Consider the following 19634-nt stretch of genomic DNA (forward strand, 5'->3'; position numbering starts at 1 on the left):
TTTAAACATGATTTATTTATGTTTTTATCACAGGTTTATTTTTTTATTCATACTTTTGACTATTCGATAACATTTAACACAATATTAATCAAATTATCCACTTAATAAAAAATAATACTAATGAAAAGTACAGCATTATGCAAGATTCATGAGGCAGCCGGAGCCAAAATGGTAGAATTCGCCGGTTTTTACATGCCCATTCAGTATGAAGGTTTAATGGTTGAACACGAAAATGTCCGTAAGGCATTGGGAGTTTTTGATGTTTCACACATGGGGGAATTTTGGGTGGAAGGGCCCAAAGCACTTGATTTTATTCAGTATGTTACTTCCAATGATGCATCAAAATTGATTGATGGAAAAGTTCAATATTCCTGTTTCCCCAACGGGCAGGGCGGAATAGTCGATGACTTGCTCGTTTACCGCTTCGGACCCGAAAAATTTCTGCTCGTAGTCAATGCTGCCAACATTGACAAAGACTGGGCATGGGTAAACAAAAACAATCCTTTCGGAGCTAAACTCACCAATGCCTCTGACGAAACTTCCCAACTTGCCATTCAGGGGCCGCTAGCACTAAAAGCCATGCAGAAACTCACCGATACCACTGTCACTGATATGGAATATTACACTTTCAAAGTATTGAAGTTTGCAGGAATTGATAATGTTCTTTTCTCTACCACAGGTTACACCGGTTCAGGCGGCTGCGAGATTTATTTTCCAAACCAGTATGCCGAAGTGATGTGGAATGCTGTGATGGAAGCCGGAAAAGAATTCGGCATAAAACCCATAGGCCTTGCTGCCCGAGATACCCTGCGCCTTGAGATGGGCTTCTGCCTCTATGGCAACGATATCAACGACACCACCTCTCCTATTGAAGCCGGGCTGGGCTGGATTACAAAATTTACCGATGAAAAGAATTTTATTGATAAAGAATATAACCTCAAACTTAAAACTGAAGGCGTTAGCCGTAAGTTTATCGGTTTTGAAATGATTGACCGTGGAATTCCCCGCCAGCATTATGAAATATGCGATGCAGAAGGAAATATTATAGGGGAAGTAACATCCGGCACCATGGGCCCGTCGGTACAAAAAGGCGTTGGAATGGGTTATGTTAAAACCGCCTTTGCAAAAGCTGATACCGAAATTTTTATAAAAATCCGGGAAAAACTGCTGAAAGCAAAAGTTGTTAAACTACCTTTCTACAAAGGGTAAAATTCTTACACTTTAAAAGAGGCTGCTTCATAAACTGGCAGCCTCTTTTTTTAAGCACTCCCTTTCTCCTTATTTCTCTTTTTAAGGAAATAACTTAAAATAAAAAGCATTCCCACGACCATAAAAGGTATAGTGGTTGTGATGATTATCACCAGGCTGGTTCCCAGGGAATGATTCATATTATAATTACCCATAAAAATAAAGGGAGTAAATCCTGCCCCAAGCATAATAAAAGCTACACCTCCATGTAATTCATACCTCCATGCAAAAACCAACATGAGTATCAGAACAAATGATGGAATAAGATGCATCGCTAATGCTTTAATCTGCTGCATACCGCTCAGGCCAGAATCAAAAACATCCAGTGCAAACATGCTTACAAATAAAATAGCAACAATACATAGTATTCGTGGCAACCAATGGATGATTCTTACAGATTTTTTCATTTTACCAGACAAAAAAGTTAATTACATTATTTTATTATAGAAAAGTTTAGAAATAAAACTACTCACAATACAAATATAATATTAAAATTGATACCATTTAAAAATTCAAACAAACATAATAATCAGATTTACAATTTGTTGATGAAATTACAATAAATTTTTTTAAATTTTAGTACTTTGTATTGCATAGTACTATTTTTTGCATTATCTTTGTCGCGAAATGTATTCAAATCATAATTCTTAAATAAAAAATGTTCAATAATCAATGTTCAATGCTCAATGTGGAAATAAACAGACTTAAGACTGCAGACTGTGAACTGCAGACTGCCGACTATTGACTGTTAAATATTAACTGTTGACTGTTAACTGCAGACTGCCGACTGAATAAATGAAAAAACTCAAATTATAAATAAAAAAATGGATATCGAAAATTCAAAAGCACAAATGCGAAAAGGGATACTCGAGTATTGCATACTTTCCATAGTGGCCGAAAAAGATGTATATGCTTCGGATATTATTGAGCGCATGAAGGAAGCTCACCTGATTGTTGTAGAAGGCACATTATACCCTCTGATGACACGCTTGAAAAATGACGGCCTGTTAAGCTACCGCTGGGAAGAATCGAAATCGGGACCACCGCGTAAATATTATACACTGACCGAAAGCGGGAAGGAATTTCTTGAAAGCCTTGACGAGAGCTGGAAAGAACTTGTTAACTCCGTAAAACTGATAACCAAAAAAAATAAATAAACTTAAAATACAAACATTATGAATAAAACAATTTCAATTAACATCGGTGGTTTGTTCTTTCAGATTGATGAAGAAGCTTATAAACTGCTTGAGAATTATCTCAATTCTCTGAAAAAGCATTTTGAGAACACCGAAGGCAAAGAGGAGATCCTTCAGGACATTGAAAGCCGGATTTCAGAAATCTTCCAAAGTAAAATTGAAAAAGGGCAGGCACTCATTTTACCTGCTGATGTGGAAGAAGCTATTAAAATTCTCGGGAAACCGGATGATATAGGTGATTCAGAAGATCAGAAAGAGAATAAGAAAGAAAAGTCCACTAATTTCAAAAAACGCCTTTACCGTGATGAAGATGACAAAGTGCTGGGCGGAGTATGCTCGGGTTTGGGCCATTACCTGAACATTGACCCGGTGTGGTTCAGGATATTTTTTATTGTAGCATTATTTATTTTCGGCTCCAGTGCACTGATATATCTTATACTCTGGATAATTATCCCGAAAGCCACCACTACCGAAGAAAAGCTAAACATGAAAGGCGAGCCGATGACTATTTCTGAAATACAGGAAAATATTGAAAACGAATTTCAGGATTTGAAATCGCGCTTTAAAGAAATGAAAAACGATGCCTCCCATCATTCCCGAAGAGAATTTCATGAGATGAAGCGTAAAATGCGCCGCACAAAAAAAGAGGAAGCCTATTCCCGACGTCTGCGCCGTATGGCAGCGGAAATAAGCAAACCTCAAACAGTGAAAACGCCATCAACTGGTTTTGGCAGCGTTTTTGGCGAAATACTCTATTATTTTCTGAGGGCGCTATTGATTTTTGTCGGAATAGTGCTGCTGATTATCGGCATTGTGCTAACACTAGGTCTGGTGCTCTCAATGACCGCATCCGACACTGTCCTGTTTTTCACCAAATGGGGCATCACATCGATATCTCTGCCTGCTCTTTCTGGTTTTTTCTTTGAAAACACCTGGCAGGAACAAATGGCTGTTCTGTCACTCATAATGCTGATAGGCGTACCCTTACTGATGATGATAATCAACAGCATTCGCCTGATATTGGGGTATAAGAAACGCATACGTTTCCTGTCCGCATCAGCATCCCTGCTATGGCTTTGCGGACTGATACTCGGCATCATACTTTCCATAAAGATCATTGGAAGCTTCAGCGAAAAAACATACAGCAAAAAGGAAATTACGCTGCCGCAGAATTTTAAAATGCTTACAGTTGGCGTAAGTCATAAAATACTTAACGAAGATGTGCTACCGTTTGATGATGACTTTATGAGAAGCGAAGAACATGAGCGTTTTATTTTTAAAAATTGTTTCCTCGCAGGCACCCGCGAACATCCATTCATCTATGGTTTCCCAAGATTAAAAATAGCCCCTTCAAAATCGGGAGAATACAAACTGACGGTTTTACGATATGCCAAAGGCGAAAGTATAAATCAGGCATTTGAAAGAGCCGGGCGGATTATTTACAATGTAACAGTAGCTGATTCCACAATATCCCTTGACAATTATTTTATGCTGCCTGAAAAAAGCAAATGGCGCAACCAGAATATCCGCCTGATACTGGAAGTGCCCGAAGGCAAATCAGTATTTCTTAATGATGATTTAAGGAAACTGGTTTACGACAGCGACAATCAGGATTACAGCTGGGACTTCAGCATGACGGGAAAGAAAATGTATATGGTTGATGGCAGGCTAACCAGCGATGTTGTGGTCGTAACAGATACGGTAAAAATCATCAAATAATTTGCAGTAAATTGCGAAAAAATCACAAATTATTCGCAGTCCACTGCGAATAAAATTAAAAATGGCTGGACATTTTGGATAATGTACGTCGGATAAATTCATGAATTTATCCGACATACACATTGAAAACCTCCCCTTTACACCACCATTTTTTTTGATTTGTATTCTTCTGCCATTTTTAATACCAACTCTACCTTTTCCTGTTCCGAAAGGGTACTATCAGAAAGAATTTTTTGTGGTGAATAGGTTCTCACAAAATCCATAATGACGGCCTGCACGGCAAAAGCCTGTTTTTCCATGCGGGAAGCTTTATAGGCTTTTTCGTGAGGCATACCTAATATGAACTCCCTGAATTTTATTCCTGTCCTGTCCCAAAACCTGATAAGAAAATCAGGGAAGCTGCTTTGATAATAATCGTACTCATGGGTGATTTCATGAGCAATCGTGCCCAGCCATGCCGGGTCATCGGTATTTGCATAAGCATCGGGGTTGAGCCTGATACGATTCACTCCCCAGGTTTCGGCTTTGTTATTTTTACGGGTATCAAAACGAAAAACTAAAGTTTTCAACCTTTCTTCCGATAGGCCGATCAGCTCTGAATAAAACATAACTAAAGGCTTTTTGAGTCTTCCGTTGTTGCCGATCATCCATTCTGCAATCATACTTATTTGTGAATTATTGTCGGGGTGACTGACAATGCTCAGCAATGCGCGCAGTCACCCCGACAATATCACTTTTCAATTCTTATCCTTGCATCAACAGCAACTACTTTTTCGGCATTGCCGAGCAAGGGGTTGAAGTCTAATTCCTGTATTTCGGGAGCTACCTCCAGCAAGGCTGATAAGCGCAAAATAATATCTACCAGCATATCCTGGTTGATGCCTCTTTGTCCGCGCACGCCTTCAATGATTTTATAGCTTTTCAAGCTTGTAATCATCTTCTTTGCTTCTTCTTTCCCTACAGGAGACAAGCCCGCCGAAACATCCTTGAGCACTTCGATGAATATGCCGCCCAGTCCGAACAAGATCATATGCCCGAATTTCGGCTCGTATTTGGCGCCGACAAAAAGTTCCGTGCCGCTGAGCATAGGCTGTATCAGTATAGCTGTGGTGTCTTTGATTTTTTTCATGCGTTCAAATTCTTTCTCAACGGCTTCAACATTTTTTACGTTAAGCACCACACCACCCACATCTGATTTATGAACCGGACCAACCACTTTCATCACCACGGGAAATCCTAACTTCTGTGCTTCGACCATAGCAGATTCTTTGGTTGTTACCACAGCTTCTCCGGCACGCGGAATTCCTGCAGCATCCATCAATGACTGAATCTCAGCCGGTGATATATAGCCGTTATTTGCGTTATCAATAACTGAACGGATCTTCGCTGTATCGGTCTTTGGTAAAGAGGGTTCGATATCATAAGGTTTGCCTGCGTGATATACTTTTGCAAGCGCTTTTGCAAGCGCCACTTCTTCGGGAAAATTGATTCGCCCTTTTGCAATGAAGTCATTGACCTCTTCACTTGCCGTCAGTGTAGAAGGCAGTACCGGATAGATCGGTTTCTTAGCCGTCTTCATTTTTGCATGGAGTATATTGTACACATCAAAAATCCGAAACAAGCCGGGTGTGCCGAAAATAACCACCATAGCATCTATTTCATCAAATTTCTGGTCAACATAATCAATAATGATTCCCAACTGTTCTGCTGTGCCGGTAGCCAGAAAGTCAATGGGGTTGGCCACCGAAGAGCCGGGAAACAGTTTGGCCAGCAGTTCTTCACTTTCCGGCGATTCAATATGAGGAATTTCCAGCCCGCTGTTTGACAATGCATCGGTGCACATCACTGCCGGGCCGCCTGCGTGGGTGATAATGGCAATGCGTTTACCTTTTAGTTCGGGATGCATGAAAACTGATGCCACGCTTATCAGTTCTTCTCTGCCATGGCACCTGACAATTCCTGCTTTGCTTAAAGGTGCATCCACGGCCACGTCAGAGCTGGCCAGCGCTCCGGTATGCGACGAAGCTGCACGGCTGCCGGCATCGGAAGAACCAGCCTTAATAGCAGCAATACGACAACCTTTGTTTATCAGCGAAGAAGCATGTTGTAAAAGTTTCTTCGGATTCTTGATGTTTTCTATGTAAAGCAATTTTACTTTTGAACTTGTTTCGGGGTCAAAAGTATTATCAAGGTATTCGAGAATTTCTTCAACTCCAAGCTGAGCACTGTTACCTACAGAAAACACATTCGCGAATGTCAGTCCGTTTGGGATTCCGGCTTCCATTATAAAGCAGGCAGTAGCTCCAGAGCCCGAAATGAAATCACAGCCTTTAGCATCCAGTTTCGGAATGGGATAGGTAAAGATGCTGTGGTGTGCCGGAGTCAGAATGCCGGTGCAGTTGGGGCCGATAAGACAGCCATTGACACTGTTGATGACATCTACCACTTTTTTCTCAAGCAGTGCGCCATCTTTGCTTTCTTCGCTGAAGCCGGCAGAGAGAATAATAAATGCTTTGGTCCCTTTCTGCCTTGCAAGTACTTCAATAGCTTCAGGAATGAACTTTGCAGCAATGGCTATCACAGCCAGGTCAACCTGCGGCAGGTCGGCAGCGTTCTGGTATGCAGTGATACCCTGCACTTCAGATTCTTTGAGGTTAGTAACATATAGCTTTCCTTTGTAATTTCCGTCAATAATGTTTTTTAGTATTTTACCCCCAGGTTTGTTAATGTCATTAGAACCGCCAATAATTACTATACTTTCCGGATTAAATAATTTTTCGTTTATCATAGCTGAAATTCATTAAAAAGATTGCTAAGATAAAAAAACCTATTCAAAATAAAGCTTGTCGGATACAAAATTTATTTTTTATTACTTTTGTAAACTTTAGTAACTTAAATTACTAAACCAATGACAGCTATTAAAAAAAAGAAAAAGAAAAAAATTAAATATAAAAAATTTGAGTTTAAGCTTTCGGAGAAGCAAAAACGAATAATTGATAAATTTTGTCATGCAAAAAAAACCAGTCCCAATAAAATGATAAAATCTGCCATCAAGGATTATATCAGTAAGTTTGCCGACTCCCTGCCTGAAGAGGATTACATCAGTGAAAATCAGCTACAATTATTTGATGTTGAAGAAGATAACGAAATTTATCAGCAAACTGAAAAAGAACAGGAATTTAAAGGCACATTGTTCTGACAAAATGTCTTAATCAAACTGCTTGGCAAACATATTGCTATGTCGGAGATAAAAAAATATCAAAGTAACACAAGCTATGAAAAAGAAGGGGAATATGCAAACGAAAGAAGAAAAATCCAAGGAAGATACTCCCATTGACAAAGAAGAAAACGCTGAAATCACAGAACAGGAACAAACAGATGGCACAGAGTCTGATAAAGACGCTATAATCTCAGAGCAAAAAAACAGGATTGCAGAATTAAATAACAAATACCTCTATCTTTTTGCTGAATTTGAGAATTATCGCAAACGCACCTCAAAAGAAAGGCTGGACTTGATAAAGACGGCCTCATCAGAAGTTATATTTTCTATGCTCCCTGTTCTTGATGATTTTGAAAGAGCCATCAGCGCCTGTCCCGGAGACGAATCTATGAAAAGTCTGAAAGACGGCTTGATTCTCATCTACGAAAAATACAAAACAGTACTTGCCAAATTCGGGCTGGAAGAAATCAAATCCCAGGGAGAAGTATTCAACACAGATATTCATGAAGCTGTTGCCCATGTTCCGGTTGAGAGTGAAGAACAGAAAGGAAAAATAATTGATGTAACCGAAAAAGGTTATTACCTTAATGGAGTAGTGCTGCGCTATGCAAAAGTAGTAGTTGCCGGTTAATACAAAATTTATGACAAAACGTGATTATTATGAAATTCTCGGTGTTGACCGGAACTGCACCGAAGCAGAACTTAAAAAGGCATACCGTCAGTTGGCGTTGAAATATCACCCGGATAAAAACCCCGGCAACAAGGAAGCCGAAGAAAAATTCAAGGAAGCTGCCGAAGCTTATGATATTCTTAGCAATCCTGAAAAACGGAGCCGATATGACCGTTTTGGCCATGACGGTATGAACGGCGCTTCCGGCTTTGGTGGCGGGATGAGTATGGAAGATATTTTTAGCCACTTCGGTGATATTTTCGGAGGGGCTTTTAGTTCCTTTGGAGGTTTTGGAGGGTCTTCATCACACCGGCGCAAAGTGAATTATGGCAGCAATTTGCGTATCAAGCTGAAGCTGACACTGGAGGAAATAGCAACAGGCATAGAAAAAAAAGTCAATGTCAACAAATACGTTACCTGCACTGAGTGTAAAGGCAGTGGCGCCAAAAACGGCAGCTCATACAAAACCTGCCCGACATGTAACGGCAGAGGCCATGTTGTGAGTATCACCAACACTTTTCTCGGACAAATGCAAACCACCTCCACATGCCCTGCCTGCGGTGGTGAAGGACAGACAATAACCGAAAAATGCACATCCTGTTTCGGCAATGGCATCATCAAAGGCGATGAGATTATCAGTATAAAAATCCCTGCCGGTGTCGCTGAAGGTATGCAACTTTCTGTAAGCGGTAAAGGCAATGCTGCTGCCAGAGGCGGGCATCCCGGCGACCTGATAGTGCTTATTGAAGAGATTGAGCACCCTGAACTGCAACGTGATGGCAACAACCTGCTTTACACACAGTATATCAGCTTCCCCGAAGCCGTGCTGGGCACCACCGTGGACATACCAACACTGGAAGGCAAAGCCCGCATCAAGATTGAACCGGGGACTCAGTCGGGGAAAATCCTGAAACTCAAAGGGAAGGGCTTACCGTCTCTGAATTCATACGGGCGTGGAGACTTGCTGGTGGGCATCAGCGTTTGGACACCACAGCACCTCTCCAAAGAAGAAAAAAATACTATCGCAAAAATGGCGGAATCCGAAAATATGAAGCCACAACCGAATGCCAAGGATAAAAGTTTTTTTGAAAAAATGAGAGAGTTTTTTCAGTAATCAGTGAATAGTTATCAGTAATCAGTGAAGGAAAAGAGTTGTTTTTACTAGAAACAAAAAATATCACAAAGAGGTATGCCAATCATCTGGCGTTGAAAGAGGTTTCCATCAGCGTGCCCGAACAGTGCATTTTTGGATTGCTTGGGCCCAATGGTGCCGGCAAAACAACATTGATACGCATCATAAATCTTATTTCTGTTGCTGACAGCGGAGAGGTGCTGCTCAATGGCGACAAGATACGGAGGGCCGATGTTGAAAGGATCGGATACCTCCCTGAAGAACGTGGCCTGTATAAAAAAATGAAAGTGGGCGAACAAGCCCTGTATCTTGCACAACTGAAAGGCTTATCGTATCATGATGCCATAAGAAAACTGAAATACTGGTTTGAAAAATTTGAATTGCTCCCTTGGTGGAACCGTAAAGTTGAGGAACTCTCCAAAGGGATGCAGCAAAAAGTGCAATTTATCATCACCGTGCTTCACGAACCTAAACTTTTGATTTTTGACGAACCATTCAGCGGCTTTGACCCCATTAATGCCTCACTCATAAAAGAAGAAATTATACATCTGAAAGAAAATGGCGCTACCATTATTTTTTCAACACATAATATGTCTTCGGTGGAAGAACTTTGTGATAACATTGCACTAATTAATAAATCAAACAAAATACTTGAAGGCCGGGTCAAAGACATTAAACATTCTTACAAAAGTAATGTTTACCATATTGAATTAACTGATTATACAGACCAGCTTAAAGAATCCCTGAACCACGACTTCGAAGTGATTGAGGAATTGCACGAGGATGGAGTACTGAAAGCACAAATAAAAATTCCGAACAGCAAGAGCACAAACGAAATGATTAAAGCTCTGATGCAATATGGCAATGTTCATTCCATTCAGGAAATTATCCCAACCATGAATGACATTTTTATTAGCAAAGTAAGTTCAGACAAATTAACATATAATGATGCCCGTGGCATAACAGAATAAACTCATGAAAAAAACACTCATCATCATAAGGCGTGAATACCTGTCGCGGGTAAAAAAAAGGTCATTTGTGGTGATGACTATACTCGGACCTTTGCTTCTGGCGGCTATGATGATTGTCCCGTATTATATCGCTAAAATTGACAGCGAACAGAAAACAATTAATGTGGTGGATGAAACCGGGCTTTTTTACAATCTTAAAGACAACGCCACCATTAAGTTTAATTATATCTACTCTGATATCAGTTCTGCAAAAAAGAATTTTAATGCCAGTGGTGCCGCAGGTTTGTTGTATATCAAAAGAACCTCCCATATCCTTCCCGAAAACGCCGAACTTTTTTACACCAGCAAACAGCCGGGAAATACTGTGGTTACATACATACAGAGCCAGATGGAATACGAACTAAAAAAACACAAACTTGAAGCGGAAGGTATTGATATCGCAATTATCAACAAGGTGAAAGCGGATGTCAATATTCGTATGGAAAGCATCAGTACAGGCAAGGTCAGCAATTCCGTTATCAATACTTTTTTGGGTATTTTTCTGGGTTTCATCATCTACTTTGCCATTTTTATGTATGGTTCGCAAGTAATGCGCGGAGTGATAGAAGAAAAAACCAGCCGCATTGTGGAAATTATTGTTTCCTCTGTAAAACCTTTTCAACTGCTGATAGGAAAAATAACGGGGATTGCGCTGGTGGGGCTTACGCAATTTTTGCTTTGGGTGATTCTTACCTTATGCATAGTAACTGTATTTCAGGCTACTGTAGGGCTCAGCAAAACAAGTATTTCCACAGGAACTGAATTTGTTAAGCACGACAACACATTAATTCCCGAAAAAGCAGACATAAAACCCTTGGAGCAAGGGGAGAATAAAATAATCTCTTCCGTATTTAAAGACCTGGCAAATTATGACTTTGCAGCCATTATAGCCCTGTTCTTTTTTTATTTTCTTTTCGGATATTTGTTGTATGCAGCATTGTTTGCCGCTGTTGGCTCGGCGGTGGACAGCGAAGCCGACACCCAGCAATTTATGCTACCCATCACCATTCCGCTTATTCTCGCATTTATCATGGCGCAGTCAATCATTGAAAACCCGCAGGGTTCCATCTCATTCTGGTTTTCCATCATTCCGCTCACCTCCCCCATCGTCATGATGATGAAACTGCCTTTCGGAGTGCCCGTTTACGAGCTCATACTTTCGATGGCGACGCTTGTACTGGGATTTTTTGGAGTGGTATGGCTGGCAGCAAAAATCTACCGCACAGGGATTTTGATGTACGGGAAGAAGGTGAATTACCGGGAGCTGTGGAAGTGGCTTAAATATTAGAGAGTTAGAGGTTAGGGGTTGGATGTTGGATGTTAGAAGTTGGGAGTTTGAGGCTTGGGGCTTGGAATTTGAGATTTGAAATTTTGAATTTAAAGTTTAAAGTTTGAGTTTATGAAAAAAACAGTCGGTATTTACTCCATATTGCTTGGATTTGCTGTACTTGCCATGTGGGGGTTTTTGATTATACAGGGTGATATTGAGGAAGGCCTAATCGAGATGGGGTTTCATTTGTATGCTGAATTTATAATGGCAGTTATTTTGATTGTCAGCGGCTTTATGATGTTGGGAAAACGGCCTCTCAGTGTTGAGACCAATATGACCGGTCACGCGATAGTTGTTTACTCCGTTCTGAATGCGGCAGGTTATTACGGACAAAGAGGAGAATGGAGTATGGTGGTGTTTTTTATTGTTCTTTTCCTATTGTCAGTTGCTGCCATAACTGCTAACACTTATCTTCTAAAAAAATTGTCAACATAAAAGAAAAGTATTTCACTTATATTAAAAGGCATCTCAGTAAAACATCTGTAACTCTGGCTTTATCATTATTATTCCCGTTAGTGGTATTGGCACAATGCAATACTGTTGACCAAAGCCAGTTGAATTAAAACGGTGGCACCAGTGCTCGTAATCTCAATAAATATACTTTATGGCAGGATTTTACTGCGGGAATAACAGGTACACTTTGCCAGATTGATATGGGGTTTTTTAATGCCATGAATGGAACAGGTATATTGAATATATTTGAAGGTACCGGGACCGGAGGAACATTATTATATACGCAAACTGTAACGGTATCCGGTAACGGGAATTTCTTTCAGGCATTTTCAGTTTCTGCACCCGTTATTGCAGGCCTGGTATATACATTTCAATTCATTCCCATTCAGGGCGGCGGGCTCCCCGACCCTTACGGTGTGCAGATAGAAAATCCCGGCACATGTCCGGGCGGCGAAATGAGGATCACGGATCCGTCAGGCACCTATCCTACCGGCTTCGATATGGTTTTTAAGACTTACGTATCTGTTACCACACAAACTTCTTTCTAAGCACCGTCTTCAAATTCCACTGTGATTTTCCCCAACCCGTTTTCATCAAAAACAACTTTGAAAACAACAAAAAATCTAACCGATGCCTCTTTGTTAATCTTCAACACACTTGGCCAGTAGGTTGAAAGAATAATCAATATTAACAACAACGAAATAAGCATCAATCATGAGAATTTAAGTGAAGGCATATATTTTATTCGTTTAACGCAAAACAGCAAAATAGTATTTGCCGGGAAATTATTTGTTGGCACTAATTACTGATTGATAATAATCCTAATGTTTTGAGCATAAAAAAACCCGGATAATTCCGGGCTTTTCAATAATAAATTATTAACCTTGAACCTTAAAGAACGAAAAGTTTTTTTGTAACAGAACTTTTCGTGGCAGATATATGAATGAAACAAACACCAGCTTTCAGTTTACTAACATCGAAATTTATATTGTGGCTGCCTGCTTCCAGAATGCCATTTTGCAGCATCATGATGCTGCGGCCTGTAATATCCAACACTTCAATTTTTACAAATTCATCATCCGACAGGGTGAAACTTAAATTTGTCAAACCCATTGTCGGATTTGGGTACAATGCTGTCACTTCCGGCTCTGTCACATCAATTATTCCTGCGGGCTCACACGATAACCACACACGGTTTAGCAAAGGCGAGCCCGTTTGAGGTAAAAAATCTGGGCTTGTCAGAGTGAAAGGGCCGTTGACCATCAACTCCGTATTTTCACTTAAAGTATCATTGCATTTGGCAGGATTGAGAAACCAATTGACAATATTCATGGTTACTCCCGTGCCAGCAACAAATTCACTGCCGCTGATTCCTGCAATAAAAGTATATTGCATATCCAACTGATTCAGTAATGCCAGGGAATCGGTTGTTGCACCTTCTATTTTCAAGCCGTCTTTATAACCGGCAAATAGTGAATGGTATATTTTTATTGCCGTGGAACGCCTTAAATGCAATGCGCTTTTGTAATTTGTGTTTATTAAAGTTGATTTTGTAACCTTAGGGCCAAACATGCTGAAATTACTGAAAACCGCTTTTGTCAGGGGCTGATTGACAGAACTGTTTGCATCGTTGTCTGATTCAAAGCCGTTTGAACCCGAACCCGGGTCGGCAATATCAGGGTCACGTAATGCCACACCAAACTGAAGCATGCCGCTGTAACCGTTGTCGGTGTCAAAGTCATCATCCCATGTTCTGTAAGAAACAAGATGCCTGCAATTCACATTGCCTCCAAACCATTCATAAGCATCGTCGCCGCAATAAGAAACCTGAATGTAATCAACAACTGTTTTACTCCCAACACCACCAAAGGTAAGGCCGTTGATTTCCTTATCCTGCACAAAAGGTACGCCGGGAAATTCAATGCGTATATATTTAAGCACACCCGAACTATCGTCAACAACAGGGCTGGCACCCCCTCCGTAAACTGAACCCGGCCCACCTTCAATAACTGAAGTTCCACCGGGAATATTTAATACCGACCTCCCGCACAGAATTATACCTCCCCAGTCGCCATAATCCCTATTGCCAACATCTTCATTGGATGTAAAAACGATGGGTTGTGAAGATGTGCCTTCGGCTATCAGCTTTGAACCCCGTTCAATAATCAAAGCACCTTTGTTGGTGTAATCGCCACGAATAACTGTACCCGGCTGTATCGTCAGCGTAGCATTGTTTTTAACATAAATCCACCCGTTCAACAGGTATGTGTTGTTGTTGGTCCATGTTGTATTTGTTTTAATGGTGTCAACACTGTTTACTGTTACATTTGTTGCCGGATATACTGTGTTTTGAGGGTCCCAGTTGCACCAGCCGCTTGTCCAGTCAGTACTTCCAAAGGCACCAAAATAATTAACGTGTTCGAAAAAAGGGTCGTTAATTGTTTGTGCCCTTAATGTGTAAATTGTCATTAACAAAATGACTACAATCATAATTTTCTTTTTCATAATTCTTTTTTTTTATTTGATACAAAATTATTACAAGATGAACCATCCCCTGTTAAGCTACTATTAAGGTTTTTATAAGATTAGGTTAAGTAAAAATAAAAGCGCAATGGAACTAATCATTCCGAAACAATCAGAAGCTGACACTTATACCCAGAGAATAATACCTTCCTGTTTTATACAAACGGGTGGTTTGTTCATGTAAAACCGTTTTGTCAGGAGTGCCATCACCATCCGTATCTTTTTGATATTCTTCTGTTTGCACCAGCCTATGTTTCTGATTGAGAATATCGTTGATGCCGAATTTAATATTTACATGTTTTCCTAAAGATTTAGATACAGAAAAATCAAGAATATTTCTTGGCATTTCGTATGTGTGAGGGTCGTTCACATTCCCGACATAAATTATTCTTTTACCAATTACATTGTATAACAAACTGACTCCAAGTCCAAGGGTATCATTTTGATAATAAATGCCAAGGTTGACTATAAAAGGCGACTGACCCTGCATGGCACGCTTTCTTTCACGTGCAAAAACATCATCGGTTGTAACTTCGCTTTTAATTAATGACGCGTTCAATACCAGTGTAAAATCTTTAAAGTGCCTTAAAAAGTTCTTCTTTCCTGCCAGATTAGCAAATGACTTTCTCATATCCAGCTCTGCCCCGAAACTATATGAGCTAACGGCATTGACAAATGTATAATCCCATCCGGAGCCCGCGGAATACATTGTTGCTTCAACGGGATTTTTAAATTTCTTATAGAAAGCACCTATTGTGAGAATTTCTGATAATGAAGGATAATATTCATAACGGAATTCAACATTATGGATGTAAGCACTTTTCAGACTTGGGTTCCCTTTGTAATAAGCTTTCAGCTCATAAACATAGAAATTAAAAGGGGCTACTTCCCTGAATTCAGGGTGATTGATAGTTTGTCCGTAGGCAAAACGGATAATATTTTTTTCGTTGATATTGTAGGACAAGTTGGCGGATGGAAAAAAATTGATGGTATCATTTTTAACACTGACCGGCGACTCCTCACTTCCCGAACTTAATGTGAAATGATACTTCTCCATCCTCAGGCCTGCATACAAATTAAACCTTTGAAGAAAGGGAATCTTAAATCCCAGGTAAGCTGCAAGAATATCATTACCGGCATTGTACTTATCTAGCGAGTTGGTTTGCTCATCAATTTTTATTCCTGTTGTAGCATTGATATTGGTATCCGCAAAAATTTCAGCAATAGACATGTAAGGAATTTCCCAGTTAAATGATGATGTTTTTGCAATTGCGAAACCAAGCAGGCGGGCGTCAAACTTACGTGATTTATATTCATAGAAAAGCCCGGCTTTTATTTCCGGATGAAATTTTCCAAAATGAAATTTTTGTTCAAAATTAAGTGTCGCCGTCAGTAGGTGTTCTCTTGTGTCCATAAATATTCTTCCGTTTTGGTCGGAGTTGGCAGCAAAATTGATATTTACACCATACATATTATAATAAGGGCTTTCAGAATCTTCGTTTAGTACTGAAGTGATACGCCTGATGTCGGGCTGATTTTTTCTGGCATAAGAATATCCAATGGTCCAGTCCATTTTTGAAATATCGTTCTTAAGCGGGTGCTTCCCACCAAGCTGCCCGGAATATATTGTACGCGCTGAATAATCAAGTTCATACGATTTAATGGTCATGCCGCCGTAATTGTCCCTGCCATCCGTCAGTGTGGTTTTTGAAGCGCCTATCTGGTTAAACAGATTTCGCAATTCGAGGGTATGCCCTTTCTCCGTTTTGAAAGACCAATTTACAAGGGCATTAATTTTTGATGTATTCGTATATTGATTGTCATTAAAATAATAGGCCGTATCGCTTACTTCATTTATCCTGTCGAACGCAAGATAATTGGCCCTGAAAAGTTCACGGGATGAATAAGAGTCAGAATAATTTATTGCCGTAATATTCCCAAAAGTGGATTTTCCGGCTTTAAATTTTTTCGCTAATGTTAACGATGCTTTATTATCATTTATTGCTTTTCTCTCGTGAGGTTCCCATATTTTATTTAGCATGCGGCCTACTTCCGTGCGAAATAATTTACCCTCCGCATCACGAGGGATTTCGTTCAGGTTGTAATCCGGAAAATTTTCGGGCAATGCCCTTGTGCCGTCATCAAAGCCGAGAGCATCCCATTTCCCGCCTTCATATTCATAAAAAGTTTTAAAGGTTGTGCCTCCCAGGAAAGATGTTCCATAAGAAACAGTGATATTATCCTTTTCAGGAATATTTTTGGTATAAATCTGCAGTGCTGCTCCGGCAAAATCTCCGGGGAGTTCCGGTGCAGGAGTTTTATATACCATTATGTTGTCTATCAACGAACTGGGAATCAGGTCAAATGAAAACGCTTTCACATCCGACTCCAAGCTGGGCGTGGATGCATTATTAAGCCATACCGTATTATATCGTTCATTCAGACCCCGCACTACAATGAAGCGGTTACTTAATATTGTAATGCCGGGAATACGCCTTACTACTTCGGCTGCATCCTTGTCTTGAGATTTGCTTATCTGCTGGCTTGAGATACCGCTGACAACAATATCAGAAAATTTAATGGAGCTTATCATGGAAATTTCACTGTCGTGGCGGCGCGTTCCAATGACAGTAACTCCCGTAATCTCAGTATTCACCTCCTCCAAATCCACATCTACACGTGTTTGTTTCCCTTTTTCCACTTTTACATTCGGGACAAGCTGTTTTTTATAAGAAATATATGATATGATAATATTGTATAAGCCAGGTTTTAAGGGGCCTATTTTATAATTTCCCTCCAGGTCGGAACTCACGCCGATAGTTGTTCCCTCAATCATTACAGTGACACCAACAATAGTTTCTTTTGTTTTAATATCTCTGATTGTTCCTGTAATGGTTTCGTTTTGAGAGAAAACATGCAAAGAAGCAGTAAAGAAAATAATTGTAAGAATAATGTTTTTTAAAATAGAATTCATCGCTTTCTGATAATTTGTGTCATTAAGTATTCAAGTTGGTGTACTTTATATTTGAAAAAAAACCTTCCATAATTAATTATCGTGATAATTTTTCTCTTTTATTTTCTCACCTTTTCCGTTCCACATAATCCAGATACCGGTTTTCATTCCATTGTTGTAATGCATTTCATATCGCTTCACTCCATTATCATCCCATATATACCACATGCCGTTTTTCTTGCCCGATACATAATTGGCTTCAGCCATTTTCACACCCTGTTCATTCCATTCGCACCATAAACCATTTTTAATACCTTCCGAATAATTTCTCATTTCCTTTTTATTTCCATTTTCATAGTAGCTCAAATATTCTCCGTCAATTTTTCCATTTACAACAGATGTTTCGGATTTAATATTTCCATTTTCATAATATTCCTTATAAATACCGGTGTAAAGCGTCAGGCAATAGTAAAGGCTGTCTTTATATACTATTTCCTGTGTGTAAGCATAAAAACTGAAGGTCGTGAGAATAATAGTCAGTAATTTCTTCATTACTTAAAATTTAAAAATATTATACAAATAGCTACAAGGAAAACAACAGAGTATTATACCTGTTATCAAAAAATATGATGGCTGTCTTTGCAGATTAATTCGGTCTTATTTCGATTTTTAAATGAACATCATTGCCCGGATTGCAAACAACATTTTTAAGTTCATTAACTGAATAAGAAATGTAACTAACTTTAAATGTATATGTGCCGGGGTCTACATTTTGAAATAAGAAGTTACCATCCAGGTCTGTATAAACCTTCAATCCTGATTCTTCAATCATGACCAGCACTCCTGCAAGGCTTTCTCCCGTTTGCTTGTCAAGAACTTTGCCGCTGACATTAGCTTTCTGAATGTTTTTTGAGGGATTGTTTTCGGTAAATCCGAATGCATTTGACATAATAAGACTCATTGCAAATGCAATACATGTCATCATAAATTTTTTCATAATTATTTTGGTTTTTTTCACGGTACAAAATAACTACGTCATTGTTACCCGAATATTAATTGCGGATTAAGTTTATATTAATAATTGAGCCCAAATTCCGCATTAAGAATTTTCTAATGTGTAGCATTAGGAATAAATAAGTATAATTAACTGTTTTTAAATAATTTATAATGTAAATTTTTAATACGGAATCGACAAAGTAAATGTAATCCCAGCATTTAAAAATTGCCAGGAACATTTACTAAGTCGGGGTTACCCAGATTCAGCGCACAATCCTGCGCGCTACTCAATAGTTCACTACGTTTCTATTGCGTAATCTGGGTTGAGTTATTCTCCAAAAAATTTTATTAATATGACATACCTTGAAGTACTGAAAACAAAACAAGAATTGCCTGAGAACTTGATATTTATAAAAAACTTAACATTAACTTAATATAAGCTTAGCAATAACATAACCTGTTTTTTTTATCTGTAAAGTTCTTGCTATGTAATTTTGTAATGAAAAAATTTTATACACTTCACAATTAAATTTATTATGGGATTCTCAAAAATAATCAGCTATCTTACACCAAAAGAAAAAAAATTCTTCCCGATGTTTGAAGAAGCGGCTGAAAATTTAGTAAAAGGGGCAACATTGCTTAACAAGTACTTTCTCATTTCAGATAAAACTGAGAAAGAAAAAATTATCTATGCCATTAAAGAACATGAAAACATTGGTGACAATTTCACTCACAAGCTCTATGACGAATTAAATAAAACTTTTATCACTCCCTTCGACAGGGAAGACATCTACAAATTAAACGGTTCTCTTGACGATGTTATGGATATGATAAACAGCTTTGGGCAGAAAGTTCGTAATCATCCCCCTAAAACGGAACCACAATGTTTTCTTGTTATGAGCGAACTTATTCTTCAGGCAACACGAGAAATAAAAAACGCCGTCGTTGAGTTAAAAAACTTAAAAAATCCAAAAAAAATCATGGATGCCTGCATACGCCTGAACGAAATAGAAAATCAGGCTGATGAGGTATATCACTTAGCTCTGTCTGACCTTTTTCAGCATGAAAAAGATGCCATCGAGCTTATTAAGATTAAAGAGATGCTCAACTCGCTGGAAAAAGCTACGGATATGGCAGAAGATGTCAGTGATGTGATAAAAGGAATTATTGTTAAAGCAAATTAA

Annotated in this window: 18 protein-coding genes; 11 read left to right on the forward strand and 7 right to left on the reverse strand. The window is 39.2% G+C overall.

What is annotated here, in order from left to right; all coding sequences use genetic code 11:
• Positions 1 to 120: 120 nt before the first annotated feature.
• Entirely contained in the window at positions 121 to 1209 is a 1089-nt protein-coding gene (gcvT, locus tag M0R16_02965) for a glycine cleavage system aminomethyltransferase GcvT (GenBank protein ID MCK9611845.1), read from the forward strand.
• A 50-nt stretch (positions 1210 to 1259) separates the two neighbouring features.
• Here the strand turns inward: gcvT and M0R16_02970 are convergent, their stop codons facing one another.
• Positions 1260 to 1655 (reverse strand): hypothetical protein, encoded by a 396-nt coding sequence (locus tag M0R16_02970; protein MCK9611846.1) that lies wholly within the window; start codon positions 1653 to 1655, stop codon positions 1260 to 1262.
• A gap of 417 nt (positions 1656 to 2072) precedes the next feature.
• On the opposite strand from M0R16_02970, the gene M0R16_02975 reads away from it, so the two are divergent.
• A complete protein-coding gene (locus tag M0R16_02975) occupies positions 2073 to 2405 on the forward strand; it encodes a PadR family transcriptional regulator (GenBank protein MCK9611847.1) in 333 nt (110 codons plus the stop codon).
• 18 nt (positions 2406 to 2423) lie between these two features.
• Positions 2424 to 4163, forward strand: coding sequence for a PspC domain-containing protein (locus tag M0R16_02980; protein ID MCK9611848.1), 1740 nt, complete (start codon positions 2424 to 2426; stop codon positions 4161 to 4163).
• A gap of 137 nt (positions 4164 to 4300) precedes the next feature.
• Here the strand turns inward: M0R16_02980 and M0R16_02985 are convergent, their stop codons facing one another.
• Positions 4301 to 4825, reverse strand: a complete 525-nt coding sequence (locus tag M0R16_02985) for a hypothetical protein (GenBank protein MCK9611849.1) — start codon at positions 4823 to 4825, stop codon at positions 4301 to 4303.
• A 68-nt stretch (positions 4826 to 4893) separates the two neighbouring features.
• Complete coding sequence (locus M0R16_02990) at positions 4894 to 6951, reverse strand: acetate--CoA ligase family protein (GenBank protein ID MCK9611850.1); 2058 nt, start codon at positions 6949 to 6951, stop codon at positions 4894 to 4896.
• Positions 6952 to 7071: 120 nt separating this feature from the next.
• On the opposite strand from M0R16_02990, the gene M0R16_02995 reads away from it, so the two are divergent.
• The 7 genes from M0R16_02995 to M0R16_03025 all read left to right on the forward strand — a co-directional run bounded on the left by M0R16_02995 (position 7072) and on the right by M0R16_03025 (position 12526).
• Positions 7072 to 7362 (forward strand): hypothetical protein, encoded by a 291-nt coding sequence (locus M0R16_02995; GenBank protein MCK9611851.1) that lies wholly within the window; start codon positions 7072 to 7074, stop codon positions 7360 to 7362.
• Between the two features lie 94 nt (positions 7363 to 7456).
• Entirely contained in the window at positions 7457 to 8014 is a 558-nt protein-coding gene (locus M0R16_03000) for a nucleotide exchange factor GrpE (protein MCK9611852.1), read from the forward strand.
• A 10-nt stretch (positions 8015 to 8024) separates the two neighbouring features.
• Positions 8025 to 9167: a molecular chaperone DnaJ gene (gene dnaJ, locus M0R16_03005; protein MCK9611853.1), complete on the forward strand. Its 1143-nt coding sequence runs from the start codon at positions 8025 to 8027 to the stop codon at positions 9165 to 9167.
• Between the two features lie 38 nt (positions 9168 to 9205).
• Positions 9206 to 10156 (forward strand): ATP-binding cassette domain-containing protein, encoded by a 951-nt coding sequence (locus M0R16_03010; protein MCK9611854.1) that lies wholly within the window; start codon positions 9206 to 9208, stop codon positions 10154 to 10156.
• A 4-nt stretch (positions 10157 to 10160) separates the two neighbouring features.
• The gene (locus M0R16_03015) at positions 10161 to 11483 is read left to right on the forward strand and encodes an ABC transporter permease (protein ID MCK9611855.1); all 1323 of its coding nucleotides are present in this window, start codon (positions 10161 to 10163) and stop codon (positions 11481 to 11483) included.
• Positions 11484 to 11594: 111 nt separating this feature from the next.
• Positions 11595 to 11960, forward strand: coding sequence for a hypothetical protein (locus M0R16_03020; protein ID MCK9611856.1), 366 nt, complete (start codon positions 11595 to 11597; stop codon positions 11958 to 11960).
• Between the two features lie 218 nt (positions 11961 to 12178).
• On the forward strand, positions 12179 to 12526 hold the full coding sequence (locus M0R16_03025) for a hypothetical protein (protein ID MCK9611857.1): 348 nt from the start codon (positions 12179 to 12181) through the stop codon (positions 12524 to 12526).
• 343 nt (positions 12527 to 12869) lie between these two features.
• On the opposite strand, the gene M0R16_03030 is transcribed toward M0R16_03025, so the two are convergent.
• The 4 genes from M0R16_03030 to M0R16_03045 form a co-directional block, all read right to left on the reverse strand.
• Positions 12870 to 14483: a T9SS type A sorting domain-containing protein gene (locus tag M0R16_03030; GenBank protein MCK9611858.1), complete on the reverse strand. Its 1614-nt coding sequence runs from the start codon at positions 14481 to 14483 to the stop codon at positions 12870 to 12872.
• A gap of 130 nt (positions 14484 to 14613) precedes the next feature.
• Complete coding sequence (locus M0R16_03035; GenBank protein MCK9611859.1) at positions 14614 to 17475, reverse strand: outer membrane beta-barrel protein; 2862 nt, start codon at positions 17473 to 17475, stop codon at positions 14614 to 14616.
• Positions 17476 to 17547: 72 nt separating this feature from the next.
• Positions 17548 to 18006 (reverse strand): hypothetical protein, encoded by a 459-nt coding sequence (locus M0R16_03040; GenBank protein ID MCK9611860.1) that lies wholly within the window; start codon positions 18004 to 18006, stop codon positions 17548 to 17550.
• Between the two features lie 94 nt (positions 18007 to 18100).
• Positions 18101 to 18451, reverse strand: coding sequence for a carboxypeptidase-like regulatory domain-containing protein (locus M0R16_03045; GenBank protein MCK9611861.1), 351 nt, complete (start codon positions 18449 to 18451; stop codon positions 18101 to 18103).
• A 535-nt stretch (positions 18452 to 18986) separates the two neighbouring features.
• Here M0R16_03045 and M0R16_03050 point away from each other — a divergent pair.
• Positions 18987 to 19634 (forward strand): DUF47 family protein, encoded by a 648-nt coding sequence (locus M0R16_03050; GenBank protein ID MCK9611862.1) that lies wholly within the window; start codon positions 18987 to 18989, stop codon positions 19632 to 19634.

This window comes from Bacteroidales bacterium, assembly GCA_023228145.1.
Lineage (GTDB): Bacteria > Bacteroidota > Bacteroidia > Bacteroidales > CAIWKO01 > CAIWKO01.

Excerpts from the sequence above, each read along its gene's own strand:
- gcvT (MCK9611845.1), top strand. The coding sequence starts at position 121 with ATGAAAAGTACAGCATTATGCAAGATTCATGAGGCAGCCGGAGCCAAA.
- M0R16_02970 (MCK9611846.1), bottom strand. The coding sequence starts at position 1,655 with ATGAAAAAATCTGTAAGAATCATCCATTGGTTGCCACGAATACTATGT.
- M0R16_02975 (MCK9611847.1), top strand. The coding sequence starts at position 2,073 with ATGGATATCGAAAATTCAAAAGCACAAATGCGAAAAGGGATACTCGAG.
- M0R16_02980 (MCK9611848.1), top strand. The coding sequence starts at position 2,424 with ATGAATAAAACAATTTCAATTAACATCGGTGGTTTGTTCTTTCAGATT.
- M0R16_02985 (MCK9611849.1), bottom strand. The coding sequence starts at position 4,825 with ATGATTGCAGAATGGATGATCGGCAACAACGGAAGACTCAAAAAGCCT.
- M0R16_02990 (MCK9611850.1), bottom strand. The coding sequence starts at position 6,951 with ATGATAAACGAAAAATTATTTAATCCGGAAAGTATAGTAATTATTGGC.
- M0R16_02995 (MCK9611851.1), top strand. The coding sequence starts at position 7,072 with ATGACAGCTATTAAAAAAAAGAAAAAGAAAAAAATTAAATATAAAAAA.
- M0R16_03000 (MCK9611852.1), top strand. The coding sequence starts at position 7,457 with ATGCAAACGAAAGAAGAAAAATCCAAGGAAGATACTCCCATTGACAAA.
- dnaJ (MCK9611853.1), top strand. The coding sequence starts at position 8,025 with ATGACAAAACGTGATTATTATGAAATTCTCGGTGTTGACCGGAACTGC.
- M0R16_03015 (MCK9611855.1), top strand. The coding sequence starts at position 10,161 with ATGAAAAAAACACTCATCATCATAAGGCGTGAATACCTGTCGCGGGTA.
- M0R16_03020 (MCK9611856.1), top strand. The coding sequence starts at position 11,595 with ATGAAAAAAACAGTCGGTATTTACTCCATATTGCTTGGATTTGCTGTA.
- M0R16_03025 (MCK9611857.1), top strand. The coding sequence starts at position 12,179 with ATGGGGTTTTTTAATGCCATGAATGGAACAGGTATATTGAATATATTT.
- M0R16_03030 (MCK9611858.1), bottom strand. The coding sequence starts at position 14,483 with ATGAAAAAGAAAATTATGATTGTAGTCATTTTGTTAATGACAATTTAC.
- M0R16_03035 (MCK9611859.1), bottom strand. The coding sequence starts at position 17,475 with ATGAATTCTATTTTAAAAAACATTATTCTTACAATTATTTTCTTTACT.
- M0R16_03040 (MCK9611860.1), bottom strand. The coding sequence starts at position 18,006 with ATGAAGAAATTACTGACTATTATTCTCACGACCTTCAGTTTTTATGCT.
- M0R16_03045 (MCK9611861.1), bottom strand. The coding sequence starts at position 18,451 with ATGAAAAAATTTATGATGACATGTATTGCATTTGCAATGAGTCTTATT.
- M0R16_03050 (MCK9611862.1), top strand. The coding sequence starts at position 18,987 with ATGGGATTCTCAAAAATAATCAGCTATCTTACACCAAAAGAAAAAAAA.